The sequence below is a fragment of the Oribacterium sp. FC2011 genome, from assembly GCF_000701645.1.
Taxonomy (GTDB): domain Bacteria; phylum Bacillota; class Clostridia; order Lachnospirales; family Lachnospiraceae; genus Oribacterium.
The window spans coordinates 116,832-136,265 of record NZ_JNJM01000001.1; the positions used below are offsets into that span (position 1 = coordinate 116,832).

Genomic DNA, 19,434 nt, shown 5'->3' on the forward strand with positions numbered 1-19,434 from the left:
CTATGAAATTTTTAAAAAATAATCTGATACAAGACTTTTCCTGTTTCAGAATCCTCACTGATTTTTTGCAATAGCTTTGATTTCCCAATGGTAAGGTAATAATTTTTATCCGCAGTTTTTACTTTTAACAACAAATACTGCTTATTTACAGAAACCTCCTCCGCATTATCTAGTTTATGACCTGTAACATCCTCAAATATTGCTGCAATTTTAATTGCCTGTGTTTCATCACAGGAGGCTATTTCTTGTAAAAATGCGAATTCACCCTCTATTCCTGTTTCCTTTAATTCCTCTGTTGAATGTTCTTCATGGTTTACGTTATTTTCTACAATCTCTACAGGTTCAACCGGCATATGTGCCTTTTTTGTTGATAATATCCCAATAATACTTCCGATTCCCATAAGTAACATCACCCCTATAATTATTATTTTCTTCATCATATCACCCATGACGCAAACTGCCTTGCATCCTTTTCTATAGGCTGATCACGATATGCACTATACCCGTCTTTAGCTGTGGTCTTATAATTCTCAAAATTATCACTCCATTCCTTAACGGTCTCTTCATCAACCATAAAATTCTTGGGATTACGTACCACTTCATGTTGATATGCATGTCTCATTTCATGCACCATAGTATTCATAATCTTATTATAATGTGACGGATCGGATAACAAATCCTCATTGATCCACACGCCTCTATAGAAATCGCTATAATATCCATTAGTAGTATATCCTGGATCTGAAGGTATAGGTTCGATTGTTAACAGACTGAGGGAAACTCCATAGATTGCCTGCATTTCATTAAATAAATCCCTCAGTATCTGTTTTCTTTCTTCAACAGATGCTTTTTTCCAGTTTTTTTGGGAATAACGATCTGACTTTATCATGGTTTTCAGCTCTTTTGCCATGGCTTTATCCCTGCGAACGCGATCTGCTTTCTCACGATTACCCCATATGCCAGTCTGAAACCAATCTTGAAGATTCTCAAAAAAAGAATTTTTTTTAGTAGAATTCTCTTCTGCCTTAAGAGCATTCGGTAGATCACCCATTAGCTTCTTTTCGCAGCTGAGATATAACTCTACAGCCTTTTCAATGCCATCCTCCATGGTTGACAATTTCGAGATCAATGTTTCCAGACTGTCAGCTTTTTTTTCAAGAACCTTTGAGATATAAAGATAAGAGTCAGAAACATTATTTATCTGACGACTTATATTACTTATTTCCATCTGTACATTCCTTAAGTTCCTATCAACATTTTTCATATCAGCTGCTGCATTATTTACTAAATTTGGTCGAATATTGAATCTCATACCTCTTTCTCCTGCATTTGTACTATCAACTCTCTATGCTGAAACAACATCCATTTTCCGATAATATTCACAATCGTGGAGCGGTCTGCACAGCCATAACAGAATCCTGAATTATCCTGATAAAAATAAAATGCGCAATGGTTTTTGAATATCACATATGCAAAACAGTTCTCCCCTTTTATCGATGAAATACCCCTGATCCACAGATACTCGTCCTGTGAGCGATCTTCTTTCAATAGATTCTGGTACCTCTCTTCAGTGACACCTTTAATAAGGCAATCCATGTAGTTACCTTCATTGACCTGAACCTTCAAACTTCCTTTGAATTCCTCATTTCCGCACTCTATAATCTGATCACTAATCATATATGCCAGAGATCCCATCAGGTTTTTTATAGTCGGAAGCCATAAGAATTCCCCACCATCACGATACGCTTCTAGCAAGACAATCAGATCATCATCAAAGTAATAGCCTCTTTTTACAATTTTGTGTTTTTTATGAAACTCAACTACTACCCTTACAGAACTCCTTATATAGGTTTCTATCAATATCTGAGACATACTAACAGATGATTCATATTCGTTGTCATCCTGATTGTTATTGGCATCACCCTCGGTCTTGAAGATTTCTTCTAGCTTTTTACTATTCCGCAAGATAGTTTCTTTATCGATTTCTTTCCTTGCATAAATGTCAGCAAGAAAAGATATTGTTTCGTTGTCCAGAAAAACAGAATTCATTGCCTCATCCTCCATATATGTTTTAAATTTGCAACTACTCAATGCCCTCGAGCATTTTTTCAAAGTTATCCGAAGAAAAATATTGCCGCAATGTATAGACTTTTATTAACTGATAGTAATTATACATGACCCTAGAATTTAATGCGTGTATCCTGACGAAATGCAGGAAAAACAGGATGAATGGATTAATTTAAACATTTCCTTCCGGTAAATAGGTGACTCCTCATGTAACCTACAGATGATTATCTATTTTGCCCAAAAAGTAGTTTGCAATGATAACACCCAGTAATCAAATTTAATAATTATAGGTTGTGACAGTGGTGTATTGATATTGATCACGAATACTTGATTCTGTCTCTTTGATTATTCTGTTTTGTTCGTCATATTCATAGGATGTAGATATTTTATACCATTCGTCTTCGTAAAGCTCAGTTTTGATGCGATTCTTTTCGTCGTATTCATATTTGTATGAAAACGGATACTGAACTTGCGTAGTGACTGTTACACCTTGATATATACCACCTTCATCATATTCATGTTTATAATTAATAGGATCTTGAGGTTCATGCAAGTTATGATATACAGAATTAGTTAATCTAGCTTCATTATCATAGAAGTATTCTTCTGAATAATCATCTGCTAGTTCATGAAGTTCCATATAATTTGGATACCCGTTAATATCATATTGATACTTAATAGTTCTTTCTGTTTTATTATCCAATACAACAGTAATGGGCAGCGTTCCTGTCTCATCATATGTATAGTTGCAATTAGTGTGATAGGATCCATTCCTCCCTGGGCCAGTGTATACTGTGTCAAAACTTTTAGGCTGATAAACCTGAAACACATCAATGATAATTGCTCGTGCATTCTCATTATAAAGAAGTTGATTTGATTTCCGATTATTCCCTTCATCAGTTTTAGCTTCCGATTTTTCCTGATTTTCTACTTCTTCAAGTTCAGATTTCAGTTCATCCTGCTCAGTGATTTCAAAGCCTTGATTCAATATGTTTTTGGCCATTTCGTAGTCTTTAAGATCTATGTAGATTTGCGCCCAGTTAAGATAGAATTCATTAATTGTCTTTACTAACCTCGCATCATCTTCTCCAGCGTAGTACATGGCATATTCATAGTTTTCATTCGCTGTTTCATAAAGATTCAGTTTTTCTTCTTCTGAAATATGATCAGCCTTAACAACATAAACTTCAGCAAGATTTGAATAAAGCAGAGAATTCTTTGGATCTATTCTTAGTGCCTTTTCCAATGTGATTATGGATTGGTCGTAATCCAACTCAGCAAGATACTTTTGACCGAGATCTAATAATCTCTGAACCCTTTTTGCCGGATGATTCCACCAGATGAATCCGCCGACTGCCATGGACAGAATGATAAGAATGACTACCAGGACTATAAGCAAACCCTTTAATGGATTTTTGCCGGATGAAGCATTATTTTTAAGAGTTCCTTCTTCGAAATAAAATCCGCAGACAGAACAAAACAGTGTATCATCATTTACTTTAGATTTGCAATTAGGACAAGTCTTCATAGTTGGTCTCTTGTGTGATTTTCATGTTGGGTTGTTATATGAGTCTAAGAATGATAAAACATTCATACCTGTTTAAGTACTCGTTTGATATACTGCGCCCTTTAGATATTATACATCTTCCCAAAAATAAAAAACGCCAAAAATCTTTAGGATCCTTAGCGTTTTTAAACATCTCATTTTTTGTCGATCAGCTTATCAGATTTGATGAAACTGCCTGGTTTGCTGCAGTTGTTGTCTTTTCAGCATTGGAATATACTGTTGCCATTTCGGAAAGATCCTGAACATGCTCATCAATCTTCGCATGGATCTTCTGCATATCATCCTCAAGTTCGTTGAATTTATTGATATAAGCCTGTGATGACTCACCTTCCCAGGCTGATGTAAGATTTCTTACAAGTGTCATCATTTCCTGTGTTGTATTTGATACTGTTTTATCAATGCCTGAAAACTCTGCTGATGCGTTCTGAAGCTCCTCCGGTGTTACTTTTAACTGTCCTTCCATGTTTATTTCCTCCGTTTAATTATTATTTCGTTAATGTTTAATTCTGGTTCAGATCTAACCGGTACTCTCCATGCTATTTTCTGTATATATTATCCGGTACCTGTATTGAGATCTAATTGGTTTCAAGTATTAATCCTTGTTTCTCTTATTCTATATTTGTTATTAAGCTTATCTGGTCTGGTTTCTCTTATTCTGTAAATGTTATTATGCTTTTCTTGTCTGTGCAGTGCTGAGATTCTGTGCTTCTGCCTTCTCGTACTCAGCTGCGTCATTTTCAAGTGTTGTGATGAAGTTCTTTATTCCCTGATAGAATACATCAAACTGTGCTTTGTCTGCCTGGAAAGCATTGTGAAAAGCATTTCTTGCTTCGCCTTCCCACATGTTTGAAAGAGCATTTTCCTTATCATTAAGGTTGGAAATCTGAGTCTTGAAGGACTCGTTTAAAGTTGATAACTGCTCTGCATGACTTCTAAGTGTGCTTGCGTTTACTCTGAACATTGACATGATTTTTTCTCTCCTTGAATGTTTTTATTATCTTGTGGTTTTGTTTTCTTTGTTATGTACACATATTATCATCGGCGGCTATGTATAGGTTGATATTCTGATAAAAAGCGTTTTTTGCTGATGAATGGTAAATATTTTTTGATTTACAGGTATAACTCGGTCTGTGTACTCCTGAGTACATAGACTTAACTGTTACTGTAAATCCCTCATACTTCCCACACCAAAAAGTGCCCACTATTTATATGGGAAGTTTAAAGAGATTCCTTTTAATATTTAGTTGATTTGAGTATCCAATTAGGTTAGTATATATTTAATTATAACCATATTGGTTAGTTATCTTCTTACTTTATTTTGTTTTGCGAAGAGGCCCTAAAATGAGCATTAACATCAAAGAATACAGAAAAACAACCGGTCTTTCTCAAACTCAGTTTGCTGATCACTTCGGTATCCCTGTCAGCACGTTACGCAAATGGGAACAGGGAGAGACAAAGCCTGCACCATATATCATCAAAATGATTTCCATGCTGTTGCCGGTCTCGAAAGACATCACTAGAGAAATCGTTACCCAAAACGGCACGGCTTACTACTATGAAGAGAGTTCCGGTACTTTGTATGATTCAGTTGGAAACTCTATACAAATCAAATGTGATATCGAAAGCGTTAAACCTAAAAATCTGCCGCTTTATGTATCGGATCTATTTGAATCATTTTATGAGATTAAAGAGAAGTTCGAACAGGATTGCAGTTGGGACAAGGACGAAGACATTATCTGGAGTTAAATCATGACAAGAAACAATGTGAATGAATACTTCCTAATGCATAAGGATATTCCCGTATGTCTCATGGAAATATCTGAGGACGGAAGTCTGAAAAATTACAGAAAAAACCTGGACGCCTGGGAACATTTCCCTTTGGGCGGACAAATGAACGAAATGAAATTCCATGACTGGTGGAAGGACAGAGCCATTCCCAAGACCCGTGCCGGTGCCAAGTCTGCCCTCCAACGCCTTGGATATGTTTCAACAAACAGTGCTTTAGTTGATAATCTTGCTCTTAGTCTATCCGACTGCTATTGGATCAAACCTCGTGGCGAAGACTTATCCTGGAAAGATGTGAATCTATTTTCAAATGATTTTGTTGATACATTTGGCGAATTGACCATAAACAAAGACCATGTCATAGATATCAGAAAAGAAACCAAGTTCAAATTTGCCACCTCTCAAGGTGAACTTCAAAAGAAATGGTGCATTGACAACACCGGTAAACGTTACATGATCAAGGGAAATTATGGACAGTCCTACCAGCAAAGCCTGAATGAACTATTCGCAACCAATCTTCATAAACAGCAGGGCTTCGACAATTTTACCGAATATTCACTCACACTCCTCAAGGTTGAGGGGGACTTAGAAGGAATTGGCTGTTTATCATACGATTACTGCAGTGAAAACATCGAAAGCATTAGTGCCTGGGAATTGCTGCAAACCGTAAAGGTACGTCAAAATGAATCCTTCTATTTCCCCCTAAAAGATGTCTGCATTAAATTAGGTATGTCGGAAGAATATTTCACAAGGTTCATGGACTACGAAATAATGACCGATTATCTCCTGTCCAACACTGACAGGCATATGAATAATATATCGGTATTGCGGAATCCCGATACTTTGGAGTTATTAGGCTTTGCACCGATATATGATTCCGGTAATTCCATGTTTTATAATGTTCCCTACGATCAGATGTATAAAATCAGGATTGATGAGATCAAAACACATTCTTTCGTTGAACGGGAAATCAAGTTGCTTTCATATGTTCATGACCGAAACGCTGTGGATCTCAATAAGGCTCAGATGGATTTTAATATCTATACTAAAGATCTTTACGAGCGACAGGTCCGCATCCCTAAATTGAAAGAATTTTATAAAAAAAAGATTTCTATGCTTTCGTCATTCCAGGATGGCAAAGACTTGTGGAAAACTTATAGGTAAATGCATAAAATAAAACGCTAAAAATCTTCCGGATCTTTAGCGTTATATTTTATCTCATTATTGCCGGCTTATTCCGAGCTTCTGCACCTGCTCATCCCAATGTGGTCTGAAGCATTCCTGATTAAGCTCCGGGTAAGGAGTTGATAACTCAGCAACATGGAAATAGATGTCATCCCAAAATGCATTCCATTGCTGTTCTGTTTCCTCGTAAGTCATGTCCGGAGTTAAATGCGTAGCAGTGTAATTGACTGTTATTGCTTTAAACATATCTTCAAACCTGTTGTATTCCGGCTCACTGTAAGGTTTATGATGAATAAGTGCATATGAATCTACAAGATTAACAAAGTGATATGCGGGAATTTCCACTCCGATCTTATCAAATTTTTCCTGAAGCTTTTCTATAAAGTAGTTAACTGAATGGTTCATGTAATCGGCGCCGTCGTAATCCATTCCGTCTAAGATCTGTCTGTAAATATTCGTTTGGAATGTATAATAGACCGACTTGTTGCCTAAACCTTGCAGTTCATATGCAAATTGAGTGACCAAAGCTTCATCTTCATACAATCCCATATCCAGGTCTTCATAAAACTTAATCGTCAGCTGTTTTCCGTTTATATCCTTTGATCTGCAGATCCTGCTGGCATGCATTAATTCGTGAGTCAGAACTATATAATCATCAGTCGACGGATCCATGGCTTCGTTTTCTTTTCTGACGCAAATTGTGTTTTCATTGTTCAGATAGCAGGCAACTGTACCGATGGACATCGCTTTCATTTGTATTTGCCTTTCAGTCAGTTCATCAAAAATGAGTGTTTTCAAATTATGTTTAAAAACAGAAAAATCCGCTTCGGGATATACGGTTAAAAACCTATGGATATAATCCCGGATAAATTCTTTGTATTTAGGGGAAATGTTACTGTTCGCTTCAAGAACTGCATACAATTCCTCTTCAGTAGGCTTGGAAAACCCAAATATTTTTTCATTTGCTTTTGAGTCTCTGGCATATACATATGGAAGCATTTCAGGTGAATCATGATCATTAGCCCATTTATAATCATACTCATCATCAGCCGGTAAGAACAGCGCCAGATACTTTTGTGCAATCGGATCGGTTTTTTCATCCCAATATTCCGTCGAAGCACCGGTCCCAAGTATTACTTGTTCCTTTTGATCATTTGAATCAGTATCTTCTGCTGATGTTTTATCTGTTTCGCTTGTCGTGCTGAGACTCACAGCACTGGATGACGATCCGTACTTCATCCCCCATGCAATTGTTCCGGGTTTTGGATCTTTTAATTCATCAGTGGTTGGTACTTTTGTTTTTTTGCTGCATCCTATCAGGAGGAACGATGAAAGAATTGCTACAGCTGCGACTACAATTCTTGTTTTTTTCATCTTTTTAACCTTGTATTTTAGTTCGATGAGCATGGCACTCGTTATCTCTTGGTCCAGTCCTATATAATCTTCAAAAAATGGGGATAGCATACAAACGACTATTCATAATAATACACATATTTCCCATCAGTGGGATAATAATCATTCGATTCTTTATCAATACTATAACCGCTCACAATACCTCCTATCAAACGTCCATTTTCATCATACTCAAACTCAACTTCAGTATAACATTTAGAATAATCATCCTCGCTCTCTTCAAGAGATGAGAGTACTCTTCCGGAGGCATCACACTCATAGGTGGTAATATTTGGCTCCTTACCCACAAATTCACCATCGTTCCATACAAACTCCGAGGTCTTTAAGATGTTGCCTTCGTAAGTGTAGGTATAGGTTCCTGTCCTTGTCCTATTTCTTAGTTCCCTATGATAATGTCCCGCCACCAGATTTCCAGCGCTGTCATATTCAAAGACCACTGTATATAACGGATTCTCTTCTCCATTTATAAAATATGCCATCGAAACAGGCCGTGCTGTGCTGCCAAAACCCGATTCTTTAATGACATTGATAGCTTGCGATTTTTTCAGTAGTTCTTCATCACGAAGAATGAGGTACCCTTCTTCAAGTATCTCTACAGCGCGATCGGTGTCTCCGACCTTTAATGCCATATCAGCCCAGGCGCCATATAGTTCTGTCAGTACACCCAACACATCGTTATTAATCACTTCAAGAGATTTTTCCGAAGTGGTTGTTCCGGTTCCGTCACTGATCAATGCGAGAACAGTCTTATAGTTTTCTGATGAGTTCATATATAGTGGATCTGCAGCTGTATAATCTGTTTGCGCTTGTGCCTGCTTGTAATATGCCTCACCAAGTCCGTTATAGGCATCTGTAATCTTCGGATCGATCTCTATAACTTTATTGAATGCTAAAATGGCCTGTTCATAGTCAAGATCGATCAGATATTTATTTCCCAACGTTAATTGCTTTTCTATCTGCTGAGCTTTAGATGCGCAGGAGCAAAGAGTTAAGACAATAAGCAAATTTATAAAAACTCTAATAATCTTCTTCATTTGTTTACTCCATAATGCGGTTATAAATACATTCAGAAAAGAATGTGTTCAAGTTCAATAGTTATATGTAGTTTCAATAGTGGTTCTCTTTTTTATAAATGAATTCCTATTCAAACAAATTATAATGAGGTAGTTCAAAAATTCACATGTTATTAATGATTTCTATCATCTCATTACTGGTGTATTTCCCTTCAGGAGTTGTCATATCAGACTCATCGAAATACTTTCTTTCTGATTCAGCGAGCTGCTCATTGGTAACAGAAATACCATCAACATAACCGTCATAATAGCTATAATCATACTCATCTACACCACTCTCTAAAGAATGTACGAGTATAAAACCTTTCTTAGAATCAATGCGATAACTATATCTAGAATGATCCAAGCTGAAGTCAATTAATTCATAAAGGAGATTCTCGTTTTTATTAAATTTCAGTCGACATTCTGCTCCACCTGTTCCTATGATTTTTTTGTTTGAATAAGTGAGAATAATATAATCATAAGAATTGTAACAACCAATTAGTTCAGGTATTTCATCATCATTTAAAAACACATAATCCCAGCAACAATTGGGATTTTCACCAAGACGAGTTTCGTTAAAAAATCCATCATAATAATAATAGATTCCACCGTTTAGCACATCGATATACGCCTGTTTCCAAGATTCATCTACCTTCTTTCCATCTTTCCCGACTTTCTTTCCATCCGGTGTCACGGTATTAACGAGCATTGCACCGTCTGCACCTACATAATAGGTGTCATCGATCCACTGGTTCTTAAGCATTGCTCCGCTTTCGTCGAAGTAATATTTCTTTCCGTTTATCTCCTGCCAGCCGGTGAGCATAGCACCATCAGTACCGAGATAATAAGTCTTTCCTTTATCATCCTGAAGACCGGTGAGCATTACACCGTTCTTGTCAAAGAGATACCACAGTCTACCTATCTGAAGCCATCCTGTAACAGATTTTCCGTCAGCATCATAGTAATGTCTTCCATCGGCTTCATTTGTCCACTCATTGAAATGATACTTACTTTCATCGAGTTTTATCACATAGGTAGCGGTCTTGTGTTCACCCTCATAACCGCTTTTGCTGACGGCATAATACTCTATGGAGTATTCTCCGTTCTTTCCGAAGTCGATTGGGGATGAATATTTACTATAAGTGTCACTTCCGACAATCTTATAGAAAATCTTGCTTCCTTCAGTCGAAGACATTGAGAGTCTCACGGGATCTGTATAAGTTCCTGAGCTTTCTGATAAAGCGACATCCGGGTATACATCCGAAAGTACTTCAGATATCTTTTGATTTTCCGATATCATAGTCACTGCTTCCTGAAGGAATTCAACTTCTTTATCTATATCGCCATTCTTTTCATATGTATCGGCAAGAAGTACATAGAGATCTTCGTTTTTCGGATCTATCTCTATCATCTTCTGCAAGGTCAGGATTGCTTCGTCATAGTTCTCTTCAGCAATGTACTTGTTTGCCGTCTTAAGCATTCGCCTGATGCGCTGGTCAGGAAGGTTGAAAAATACCAGTATTCCTGCAAGAATCAAAAGAAGAATTACGGTCACAACAGAGATGATTAAAATTGGGCTTGATTTCTTTTCCATACGTACTCCTAAACATTCATTAAAGTGTGCGTCCTTTTGATATTATACAGCTTTACAAAAATAAAAACGCTAAAAATCTTCCGGATCCATAGCGTTTTAATACCTCGTTTTTATATCAGCTTATCAGATTTGATGAAACTGCCTGATTTGCTGATGTTGTTGCTTTTTCAGCATTGGAATATACTGTTGCCATTTCTGCGAGATCCTGAACATGCTCATCGATTTTTGCATGTATCTTCTGCATATCATCTTCAAGTTCATTGAACTTACTGATATATGCCTGTGATGACTCACCTTCCCATGCGGATGTAAGGTTCTTTACAAGTGTCATCATTTCCTGTGTTGTGTTCATCACTGTCTTGTCAATTGCTGAAAACTCTCCTGATGCGTTCTGGAGCTCCTCCGGTGTTACTTTTAACTGTCCTTCCATTTTTTATTCCTCCATTTGATTATTTGTTTTATTTCTGATTCTTCCGACCGGTACTATCATTGCTTTGATAGGGCTATCCGTAATCTGTATTCACATATGTTTGGTTCTGATTAATTGTTTTTCGTCTTAGTCATTATGCTTTTCTTGTCTGGGCTGTGCTGAGATTCTGTGCCTCTGCCTTCTCGTACTCAGCCGCGTCATTTTCAAGTGTTGTGATGAAGTTCTTTATTCCCTGATAGAATACATCAAACTGCGCTTTGTCATTCTGGAATGCAGTATGAAAAGCATTTCTTGCCTCGCCTTCCCACATATTTAACAGAGCATTTTCCTTATCGTTAAGGTTGGAAATCTGAGTCTTGAAGGACTCGTTTAAAGTTGATAACTGTTCTGCCTGGTTTCTCAGTATGCCTGCATTTACTCTGAACATTGACATGATTTTTTCTCCTTGGATGTTTATATTGTTTTGTGTTTTTGTTTTCTTTGTTATGTACACATATTACCATGGGCATTTATGTAGAGGTTGAAATGCTGATAAAATGTATTTTCCACTGACGAATGGTAACTATTGTACGTTCCGAAGATTTTATAGAAAAATAAAACGCTAAAAATCTTCACGATCTTTAGCGTTTTAAAAAATCTCATTATTGCTGACTGATTCCGAGTTTCTGTACCTGCTCATCCCAATATGGTCTGAAACATTCCTGATTCAGCTCCGGATACGGGGTTGATAATTCAGCAACATGGAAGTAAATGTCATCCCAGAAAGCATTCCATTCCTTCTCTGTTTCCTCGTAAGTCATATCAGGGGTTAAATGCGTTGTGGTGTAATTTACTGTTATTGCTTTAAACATATCTTCAAAACTGTTATAAGCCGGTTCATCGTAATCTTTGTAATGAATGGTTGCATATGCATCCACGAGATTAACAAAGTGATATGCAGGAATCTCGACTCCGGTTTTATCAAACTTTTCCTGGAGCTTTTCGATAAAGTAGTTAACTGAATGATTCATGTAATCAGCGCCGTCGTAATCCATTCCATCAAGCATCTGCCTGTATATATTCGTTTGGAAGGTGTAATAGATTGATTTATTGCCTAATCCCTGCATCTCATATGCAAATTGAGTGATCAATGCTTCATCTTCATACAATCCCATATCTGAATCATCATAGAATTTTACGTTTACCTGTTTTCCGTTAATATCCTTTGATCTGCAGATTCTGCAGGCATGCATTAGTTCATGGGTCAGGACTACATAATCATTTGTTGTTGTATCCATGGCTTCATTATCTTGTCTGACGCAGATGGTGTTTTCATTGTTCAAATAGCAGGCAACGGTGCCGAAAGACATTGCCTTCATTTGTATCTCTCTTTCAGTCAGTTCATCAACAACAAGTGTTTCCAGGTTATGTTTGAAAACCGAAAAGTCGGTTTCGGGATATAAGGTTAAAAATTTATGTATGAAGTCCCGGATAAATTCTTTGTATTTTGAAGATATGTTATTGTTTGATTCAAGAACCGCATATAATTCCTGTTCGGTCGGTTTGGGATAGCCAAATATCTCTTCATTTGCTTTTGCGTCTCTCGCATATATAAATTTAATTATTTCAGATGATTCATGATCATTGGCCCATTTAAAATCATACTCATCATCTGCAGGCAAAAGCAGCGCCAAACTCTTTTGAGCAATCGGATCTGTTGCTTCATCCCAGTGTTCCGTGGAAGCACCGGTGCCCAGTATAACCACCTCTTTGTTATCTGATACAGTATCTCCTGTCGATGTTTCGTCTATTCTGCTTGTAACGCTGGGGGTTGTGATTCTATCTGACGAACCGTATTTCATTCCCCATGCAATTGTTCCCGGTTTGGGATCCTGTAATGGATCATCCGCCGGGGCTTTTGTTTTTTTAGCACATCCCATCAGGAGTAATGCAGAAAGAACCGCTGCAGTTCCTGCAATTTTGACTTTGTTCATCAGTACCACCTTTGTGTTTTGAAATATATCAACTTTTAATCATAATCAATTGATCAGATTTGATGAAACCGCATGATTTGCTGCGGTTGTTGTCTTTTCAGCATTGGTATATAAAGCTGTCTTATCCATACCTGAAAACTCTGAAGATACATTTCATTATAACTACATATTATTTATGATTTCTATCATTTCCGCACTGTTGTATTTACCTTGAGGTTTTGTCATATCTGCTTCATTGAAATATTTGAGCCTTAACGCATTAAATTCTACTTCAGTGACGGGTTTATCATCGAAGTAATAATTACCCCCTTCATTTACATACATACCACTATACCAAAAATCATTATTAGGGTCCCGATCAGTATAATACCCACCATAAATAGAATGAACCTTTTCAAAACCATTTAACGTAAGCATAAAACTATCAATCGAATAATCAACTGTATAAGCTTCAAAGAAATAAATAAGATTATTACTGTAATTAAATTTAACTGCAGGACCGAAAATGTATATTACCCGATCATCTATATAAGTAATAATATAACAACGGCGGTTCTCTACACTAACAATAAGTTCCGGGATTGAATCATTGTTTAATTGTGCGTAACTCCAACAAGCTGAACCAGCATCTACTCCCAAAAAATCGTATAACTCGTATATATTGTTTACGCTATAAGGATATTCATAATCATCATCATAATCATAAAATTTTAATGTTGATTTTCCATTTATAAAGTCTATATAAGCTTTCTTCCATGCCTCATCTATCTTTCTTCCATCCTTACCTACTTTCTTACCGTCGGGTGTTACAGTATCAACGAGCATGGCTCCATCTGCCCCTACATAGTAGGTGTCATCGATCCACTGGTTTGTGAGCATGGCTCCGTTTTCATTGAAGTAATATCTTTTTCCGTTTATGTCCTGCCAGCCGGTGACCATGATGCCATCAGATCCGAGATAATAGGTTTTTCCATTGTCTTCCTGAAAACCGATGAGCATAACGCCATTACTGTCGAAAAGATACCATTTCCCTTTAAGCTTAAGCCAACCTGTAATTGATACGCCGTTTTCATCATAGTAATGTCTTCCGTCGGCTTCTTCCACCCACTCATTGAAATGATATTTACTCTCATCAAGGTTTATTACGTAAGTGGCCGTCTTGTGATCACCTTCGTATCCGTTTTTGCTTACTGCATAGTACTCGATGGTATATTTTCCGTTTTTATCTAAGCTTACGGGGGATGAATATTTGCTTTCATTATTACTTCCGGATACTTTGTAGAAGATCTCGCTTCCTTCCGATGAAGACATGGAGAGAGTTACAGGATCGGTGTAGGTTCCTGAGCTCTTAGATAAAGTGACTTCCGGAAATACATCCAAAAGAACCTCAGATATCTTTTGTTTTTCCGGCATCAAGGTTACAGCTTCCCGAAGGAATTCAACCTCTTTATCAATGTCGCCGTTTTTTTCATATGTGTCGGCAAGCATTATGTATAGATTTTCGTTTTTAGGATCTATTTCAATCATCTTCTGCAAGGTCAGGATTGCTTCGTTAAAGTTTTCTTCGGCGATGTACTTGTTTGCAGATTTAAGCATTCGCCTGATGCGCTGTGCCGGAAGATTGAAAAATACAAGCATTCCGGCAAGTGCTGCCATAAGGATTCCGGTCAAAACAAGAATGATTATAATTGGACTCGATTTCTTTTCCATACTTACCCCTAAATGTTCTTTATAATATGTACCCCGCAAATATTATACATCTTCCCCAAAAAGAAAAGGGATAAATCATTTCCTTATTCAGAAATTGATTTATCCCTGCTATATTAATCATCAATTAATATCAGAATGTTTGTTTGTCAAAGCCCAAGTGTGCTACCGGTAGCACTACTTTTTTCCGTATTCATCTTCGAAATTGATGTCAAAGGATTTTAAACTGTTTTCGGAATAACACAGAAGGATATTGCAACATGATCCTCTTCCTATTTCATCAGGCACATAGGCCAGAACTGACATTTCCAAAATTCCATCATTATCTATATCGACAAGTGCAATATGTTTCACATATTATATTTTTACGGTCTTCTTATAATTGCACATATGTCAGACCCACCATAATTTGGTTTCTGTCCGGTTAATCCGCTGGCTCCATATAGTACTACCAGATCATATCCTGTATCACCAATCTTCCAACGCCAGACTCCTTTTTCGATTCGTTCAGGATTATCTCCCAACAATTCACAATTAGTATTAAAATGGCGTCCCAGTGGTACCGGCAATTTCCTACCGTCCCCATTACCTTGATAAATCGTGCCGATAGGATATCCTGTTTCTTTTCCTGCCAACCAGTAGAGCTTACGATGATCAATATTGCTGCACAACAACGGATATTCTTCATTCAATCCATAATATGAAGCCAAAAATTTGCTTGCATCAAAGATATATCCTTCTTCTACAGTGATGATGTCAGTAGAGTTTAAAAAGTAATTGACGGCTGATTCGTCATAACTATACATGTCCAGAGGACAAAGTGGTACTGAAACTTCATCTGAGCCCATTTTTATCACTCCGGTCTTCAACAATTCTTCGAGTTCTTTAAGCTGCTCTTTTTCATCTTCGTTAGTTATAATCTCAAGCGCAGATTTGTCCGGAGTAAGAACAGATGGAACAAGCGCATCCTGTGCAGGCCAGTAACCATTATCCAGATAATTATCTACATCCCGAAATTCATATTTAATAAAATTGCTATTGCAAACCATTTCACATAAGCCAAGTTCATCATCTATCATCTCCGCACTGATGTGTCTTTCTATGTCACTGTACTTTGGCTTCAGCCAGTATGATCCGTCAAGACCCATATCCTGTATTCTTTGTGCTTCATTTCTCTTAAAATCATCTGATAATGGCCAGAAATGATACTGTGATACGCCTTCTACAAAGAGCCTCGGACGATATTCTTCTTTTGCGTGGACATCTGTGTAATCTCGAGTAATCGTCCACCCATTGGCAACAAGTTTCTGAAGTAATGGATCGATTTCTTCAGCCGGAATGTTAGCAGATAAATCCACACCCATCATTCCCTCAATGAAAAGTTCCTTCATTTGTGTGACTCTTCCATCCAGAATAGAAATCGTTTCCCCTGTCAAATTACATATAGTCCCTTCCAAATGTAAGCGTGATTCAGGTAATGTCATAACAAATTCCATGCATGTATACGGCTCCAATACTGAGTCCTTAGTATAGTTAGGAAGCTGGATATGTTCAGCATCTGTCAATTCCTTCAGATCCCCATAGGTCATCTTCGTTATATCAAAGTATTTTCCATGAAACAGGATAGTATTCCCTCCCGGATCATTTACGCGGCTTTTCCTGTCTTTCTCTCTTTTATTATCCTTTGACGAATTCTCTTCATCTGTAGTATTATGCCTTTTCCTACGTGCCGTACCATCTTCTGACTTTCCGCAACCTCCCATAAGGAAGGCACTTATTGCCAGGCCTATCATTATTTTCACCAAATGCTTTGTTATATTCATTACGGCTTTATCCTCCAATTATGAATGGACCATATTTTATAGAATATATTTGGTCGAAGTATTCATCCATACTTCCACCCTGATTTCTAAAAATGTTCTTTATAGCATGTACCCCTCGAATATTATACATCATCTTAAAAATAAAACGCTAAAAATCCTTTAGATCTTTAGCGTTTTGAAATGTCTCAATTTTTAATCACAATCAGTTGATCAGATTTGATGAAACCGCCTGGTTTGCTGCGGTTGTTGTCTTTTCAGCATTGGTATATACTGTTGCCATTTCTGCAAGATCCTGAGAATGCTCCTGAATCTTTGCGTGTATTTTCTGCATATCGTCCTCAAGCTCATTGAACTTACTGATGTATGACTGTGATGACTCACCTTCCCATGCGGATGTAAGATTCTTTACAAGTGTCATCATTTCTGATGTGGTGTTTAACACTGTATTGTCAATATTTGAAAACTCTGATGATGCGTTCTGAAGCTCCTCCGGTGTTACTTTTAACTGTCCTTCCATTTTTATTTCCTCCGTTTTATGATTATTTATAATGTTTAATTCTTATTCTGTTTTTGTTATTATGCTTTTCTGGTCTGAGCAGTGCTGAGATTCTGTGTCTCTGCCTTGTCGTACTCAACAGCATCGTTTTCAAGTGTTGTGATAAAGTTCTTTATTCCCTGATAGAAAACATCAAACTGTGCCTTGTCCTGTTGGAACGCATTGTGGAAAGCAGTTCTTGCTTCGCCTTCCCACATGTTTGAAAGGGCATTTTCCTTATCATTAAGGTTTGAAACCTGAGTCTTGAAAGTCTCATTTAAGCTTGATAACTGTTCTGCCTGACTTCTAAGTGTGCTTGTGTTTACTCTGAACATTGACATAATTGCTTTTCTCCTTGAATTTGAAATTTATTTGTGTTTTTGTTTTGCTTTTCTTTTGTATGTACTCATATTACCATCGGTGTTTATTTAGGGGTTTGAATTCTGATAAAAAGCATTATTCGCTGATGAATGGTATATATAATCTAAATAATCTTTATAGTATGTCCCCCTCAGATATTATACATCTTCCAAAAAGAGAAGGGCTAAATCATTTCCTTATTTAGATATTTATCTGACGATCACGAAGTATCGTAACAGCTCAGCCGTCATTCTTATATCTTCAAAATATCATATAGTCTGAATTTAGACGATATGCAAATCTATCATGTTGTGGTATGATGCTCACATCTCAAATACATGCAGTTCTTTTCAATCTTAAAATATCCAATTCTTCATCTTAGATTTGTACATCATATAAAAATATTCCAAATTATAATCCACCCTTTAATAAAAACGCCAAAACACGTTCATTAAACATAACGGCTGTCTTTTGCATAATGAAATGAGCTGCATCTCATTATTTTTCCGGAGGTGTAATTGTAAATATATGGGAAAGAAAGATGTTCTTACAAAATGTATCTTGGGCAGAACGAAATCTTTGCTGATGCCTTTAACTATTATTTGTTTGATGGAAAGCCCTTGATCAAACCATCGGATCTGGCAGAGAAAGATATCACAGAATTATCTGCCATCTATAAAACAGGTAAAATATTTGCAAATCAAAAATTCAGAGATGTTTTGAAACTTTGCAATATCAAACGTTACGGGCAAACCACCCTTGTCCTTCTTGGCATTGAAGGTCAGGCAGACGTGCATTATGCCATGCCGGTGAGGGATTATCTGTACGATGCATTGAACTATACGGCTCAAGTTGACGATATAAAGAGGAATCACGAAAAAGCGAAGGATCTAAATGGTGCTGAGAAGATCTCAGGTTTTTCAAAAGAAGATCATTTATTGCCGGTGATCACACTTTGTATAAGTTTTGATAACAACGCCTGGGACGGCCCCAGGTCTCTTTATGATATGTTTGGTGATATTCCAGAGGAACTACTGAAATATGTGAATAACTATAAACTCAATCTTATAACTCCAAATGAAATCAGTGATTTTGGCAGATTCAACAGCGAACTCGGTACCGTATTAAAATTCATACAGATTTCAGATAATAAAACCGCAACTCGTGATATACTGAATTCAGGTGAATACGAAAATATCAGTACAAATACTGTTAATATGATAAATGAATATGCCGGTGCAAAGATTTCAACAGGAAACGCAATAGGAGGTCATGTCAATATGGGTAATGCATGGAAAGAATTAATGGATGACATACGCATTGAAGGGCGTAATGAAGGCCGCATTGAGGGTCAATCCAAGGGCGAAGATATGCTCGCCAAACTTCTAAAGAAGCTTGATCCCGGAAGTACAGAATTCAACAAGGCTTTAAACGCAACTTCTGACGAACGACAGGAAATGTATCTGAAATACGGAATTGAATAAAGATCCCGAACATGCTTATCGATCGTTGCGTGGATCTTCTGCATATCATTCTCAATTTCATAAAACTTGTTAGTGTATGCATGTGATGACTCACCTTCACATGCTGATGTAAGGTTCTTTACATTAAAAAAATAAACCGCCTCAGCCTGAGAAACTAAGCGGTTTATCTTAACCAATTCATAAGGGCTAACCGTCTACCGGTAGCACTTCTTTTTAATTAGTATCTTAACATCGTAATTTATCTTAGTTAATGCATTGCTTTAGATTCTTATCTTACCTGTACCTTCTGTTCCCAAATATGGCGGTTCCGACTCTTACCATAGTGGCACCTTCTTCCACTGCTACCTCAAAATCTCCTGTCATGCCCATGGAAAGAACCGGAAGTTTAAAATCAGAATCTTGATCGGCTATGAGTTTATTATCATGAAGCTCATGGACAAAAACTTTACCGATGAT

General features: G+C 37.1%; 19 protein-coding genes and 1 pseudogene. 3 read left to right on the top strand and 17 right to left on the bottom strand.

The features are described 5' to 3' along the window. Positions 1 to 11 precede the first annotated feature (11 nt). From T357_RS0100460 to T357_RS0100485, 6 genes are all read right to left on the bottom strand, one after another. Positions 12 to 449 (bottom strand): hypothetical protein, encoded by a 438-nt coding sequence (locus T357_RS0100460; protein ID WP_031547523.1) that lies wholly within the window; start codon positions 447 to 449, stop codon positions 12 to 14. Continuing rightward, positions 437 to 1,312: a hypothetical protein gene (locus tag T357_RS0100465; protein WP_031547525.1), complete on the bottom strand. Its 876-nt coding sequence runs from the start codon at positions 1,310 to 1,312 to the stop codon at positions 437 to 439. The genes T357_RS0100460 and T357_RS0100465 overlap by 13 nt, the downstream gene beginning before the upstream one ends. Further along, positions 1,309 to 2,049 (bottom strand): hypothetical protein, encoded by a 741-nt coding sequence (locus tag T357_RS0100470; RefSeq protein WP_031547527.1) that lies wholly within the window; start codon positions 2,047 to 2,049, stop codon positions 1,309 to 1,311. Before T357_RS0100470 ends, T357_RS0100465 begins: the two co-directional genes overlap by 4 nt. Before the next feature lie 295 nt (positions 2,050 to 2,344). Continuing rightward, positions 2,345 to 3,595, bottom strand: coding sequence for a hypothetical protein (locus T357_RS0100475; protein WP_031547529.1), 1,251 nt, complete (start codon positions 3,593 to 3,595; stop codon positions 2,345 to 2,347). 187 nt (positions 3,596 to 3,782) lie between these two features. Continuing rightward, the gene (locus T357_RS0100480) at positions 3,783 to 4,097 is read right to left on the bottom strand and encodes a WXG100 family type VII secretion target (RefSeq protein WP_031547531.1); all 315 of its coding nucleotides are present in this window, start codon (positions 4,095 to 4,097) and stop codon (positions 3,783 to 3,785) included. A gap of 204 nt (positions 4,098 to 4,301) precedes the next feature. After that, a complete protein-coding gene (locus T357_RS0100485; protein WP_031547533.1) occupies positions 4,302 to 4,601 on the bottom strand; it encodes a WXG100 family type VII secretion target in 300 nt (99 codons plus the stop codon). Positions 4,602 to 4,975: 374 nt separating this feature from the next. On the opposite strand from T357_RS0100485, the gene T357_RS0100490 reads away from it, so the two are divergent. Next, positions 4,976 to 5,380: a helix-turn-helix domain-containing protein gene (locus tag T357_RS0100490; protein WP_031547536.1), complete on the top strand. Its 405-nt coding sequence runs from the start codon at positions 4,976 to 4,978 to the stop codon at positions 5,378 to 5,380. A gap of 3 nt (positions 5,381 to 5,383) precedes the next feature. Next, positions 5,384 to 6,583, top strand: a complete 1,200-nt coding sequence (locus T357_RS0100495) for a HipA domain-containing protein (protein WP_031547538.1) — start codon at positions 5,384 to 5,386, stop codon at positions 6,581 to 6,583. Between the two features lie 57 nt (positions 6,584 to 6,640). On the opposite strand, the gene T357_RS0100500 is transcribed toward T357_RS0100495, so the two are convergent. The 10 genes from T357_RS0100500 to T357_RS0100555 all read right to left on the bottom strand — a co-directional run bounded on the left by T357_RS0100500 (position 6,641) and on the right by T357_RS0100555 (position 17,475). Then, positions 6,641 to 7,978 (bottom strand): hypothetical protein, encoded by a 1,338-nt coding sequence (locus T357_RS0100500; RefSeq protein ID WP_155991163.1) that lies wholly within the window; start codon positions 7,976 to 7,978, stop codon positions 6,641 to 6,643. Positions 7,979 to 8,076: 98 nt separating this feature from the next. Further along, entirely contained in the window at positions 8,077 to 9,051 is a 975-nt protein-coding gene (locus T357_RS0100505) for a tetratricopeptide repeat protein (RefSeq protein WP_031547542.1), read from the bottom strand. Between the two features lie 142 nt (positions 9,052 to 9,193). Beyond that, on the bottom strand, positions 9,194 to 10,666 hold the full coding sequence (locus T357_RS19745; protein WP_049962170.1) for a tetratricopeptide repeat protein: 1,473 nt from the start codon (positions 10,664 to 10,666) through the stop codon (positions 9,194 to 9,196). A gap of 115 nt (positions 10,667 to 10,781) precedes the next feature. Continuing rightward, a complete protein-coding gene (locus T357_RS18840) occupies positions 10,782 to 11,096 on the bottom strand; it encodes a WXG100 family type VII secretion target (protein WP_044915709.1) in 315 nt (104 codons plus the stop codon). Positions 11,097 to 11,229: 133 nt separating this feature from the next. Next, positions 11,230 to 11,529, bottom strand: a complete 300-nt coding sequence (locus T357_RS0100520) for a WXG100 family type VII secretion target (RefSeq protein WP_031547546.1) — start codon at positions 11,527 to 11,529, stop codon at positions 11,230 to 11,232. Between the two features lie 208 nt (positions 11,530 to 11,737). Then, positions 11,738 to 13,069, bottom strand: a complete 1,332-nt coding sequence (locus T357_RS0100525) for a hypothetical protein (protein ID WP_031547548.1) — start codon at positions 13,067 to 13,069, stop codon at positions 11,738 to 11,740. Between the two features lie 162 nt (positions 13,070 to 13,231). After that, on the bottom strand, positions 13,232 to 14,779 hold the full coding sequence (locus T357_RS19750; protein WP_049962171.1) for a tetratricopeptide repeat protein: 1,548 nt from the start codon (positions 14,777 to 14,779) through the stop codon (positions 13,232 to 13,234). A 362-nt stretch (positions 14,780 to 15,141) separates the two neighbouring features. After that, positions 15,142 to 16,599, bottom strand: coding sequence for a hypothetical protein (locus T357_RS0100545; protein ID WP_031547552.1), 1,458 nt, complete (start codon positions 16,597 to 16,599; stop codon positions 15,142 to 15,144). Positions 16,600 to 16,801: 202 nt separating this feature from the next. Beyond that, complete coding sequence (locus T357_RS0100550; RefSeq protein WP_031547554.1) at positions 16,802 to 17,116, bottom strand: WXG100 family type VII secretion target; 315 nt, start codon at positions 17,114 to 17,116, stop codon at positions 16,802 to 16,804. A 59-nt stretch (positions 17,117 to 17,175) separates the two neighbouring features. Then, positions 17,176 to 17,475 (bottom strand): WXG100 family type VII secretion target, encoded by a 300-nt coding sequence (locus T357_RS0100555; RefSeq protein WP_031547556.1) that lies wholly within the window; start codon positions 17,473 to 17,475, stop codon positions 17,176 to 17,178. A 573-nt stretch (positions 17,476 to 18,048) separates the two neighbouring features. On the opposite strand from T357_RS0100555, the gene T357_RS0100560 reads away from it, so the two are divergent. After that, positions 18,049 to 18,978 carry a hypothetical protein gene (locus T357_RS0100560; RefSeq protein ID WP_049962172.1) on the top strand — a complete coding sequence of 310 codons (930 nt, stop codon included), beginning with the start codon at positions 18,049 to 18,051 and terminating at the stop codon, positions 18,976 to 18,978. A 273-nt stretch (positions 18,979 to 19,251) separates the two neighbouring features. On the opposite strand, the pseudogene T357_RS22100 reads toward T357_RS0100560, so the two are convergent. Beyond that, a pseudogene (locus T357_RS22100) lies at positions 19,252 to 19,359 on the bottom strand (YggS family pyridoxal phosphate-dependent enzyme); the annotation flags it as partial. Between the last annotated feature and the right edge of the window lie 75 nt (positions 19,360 to 19,434).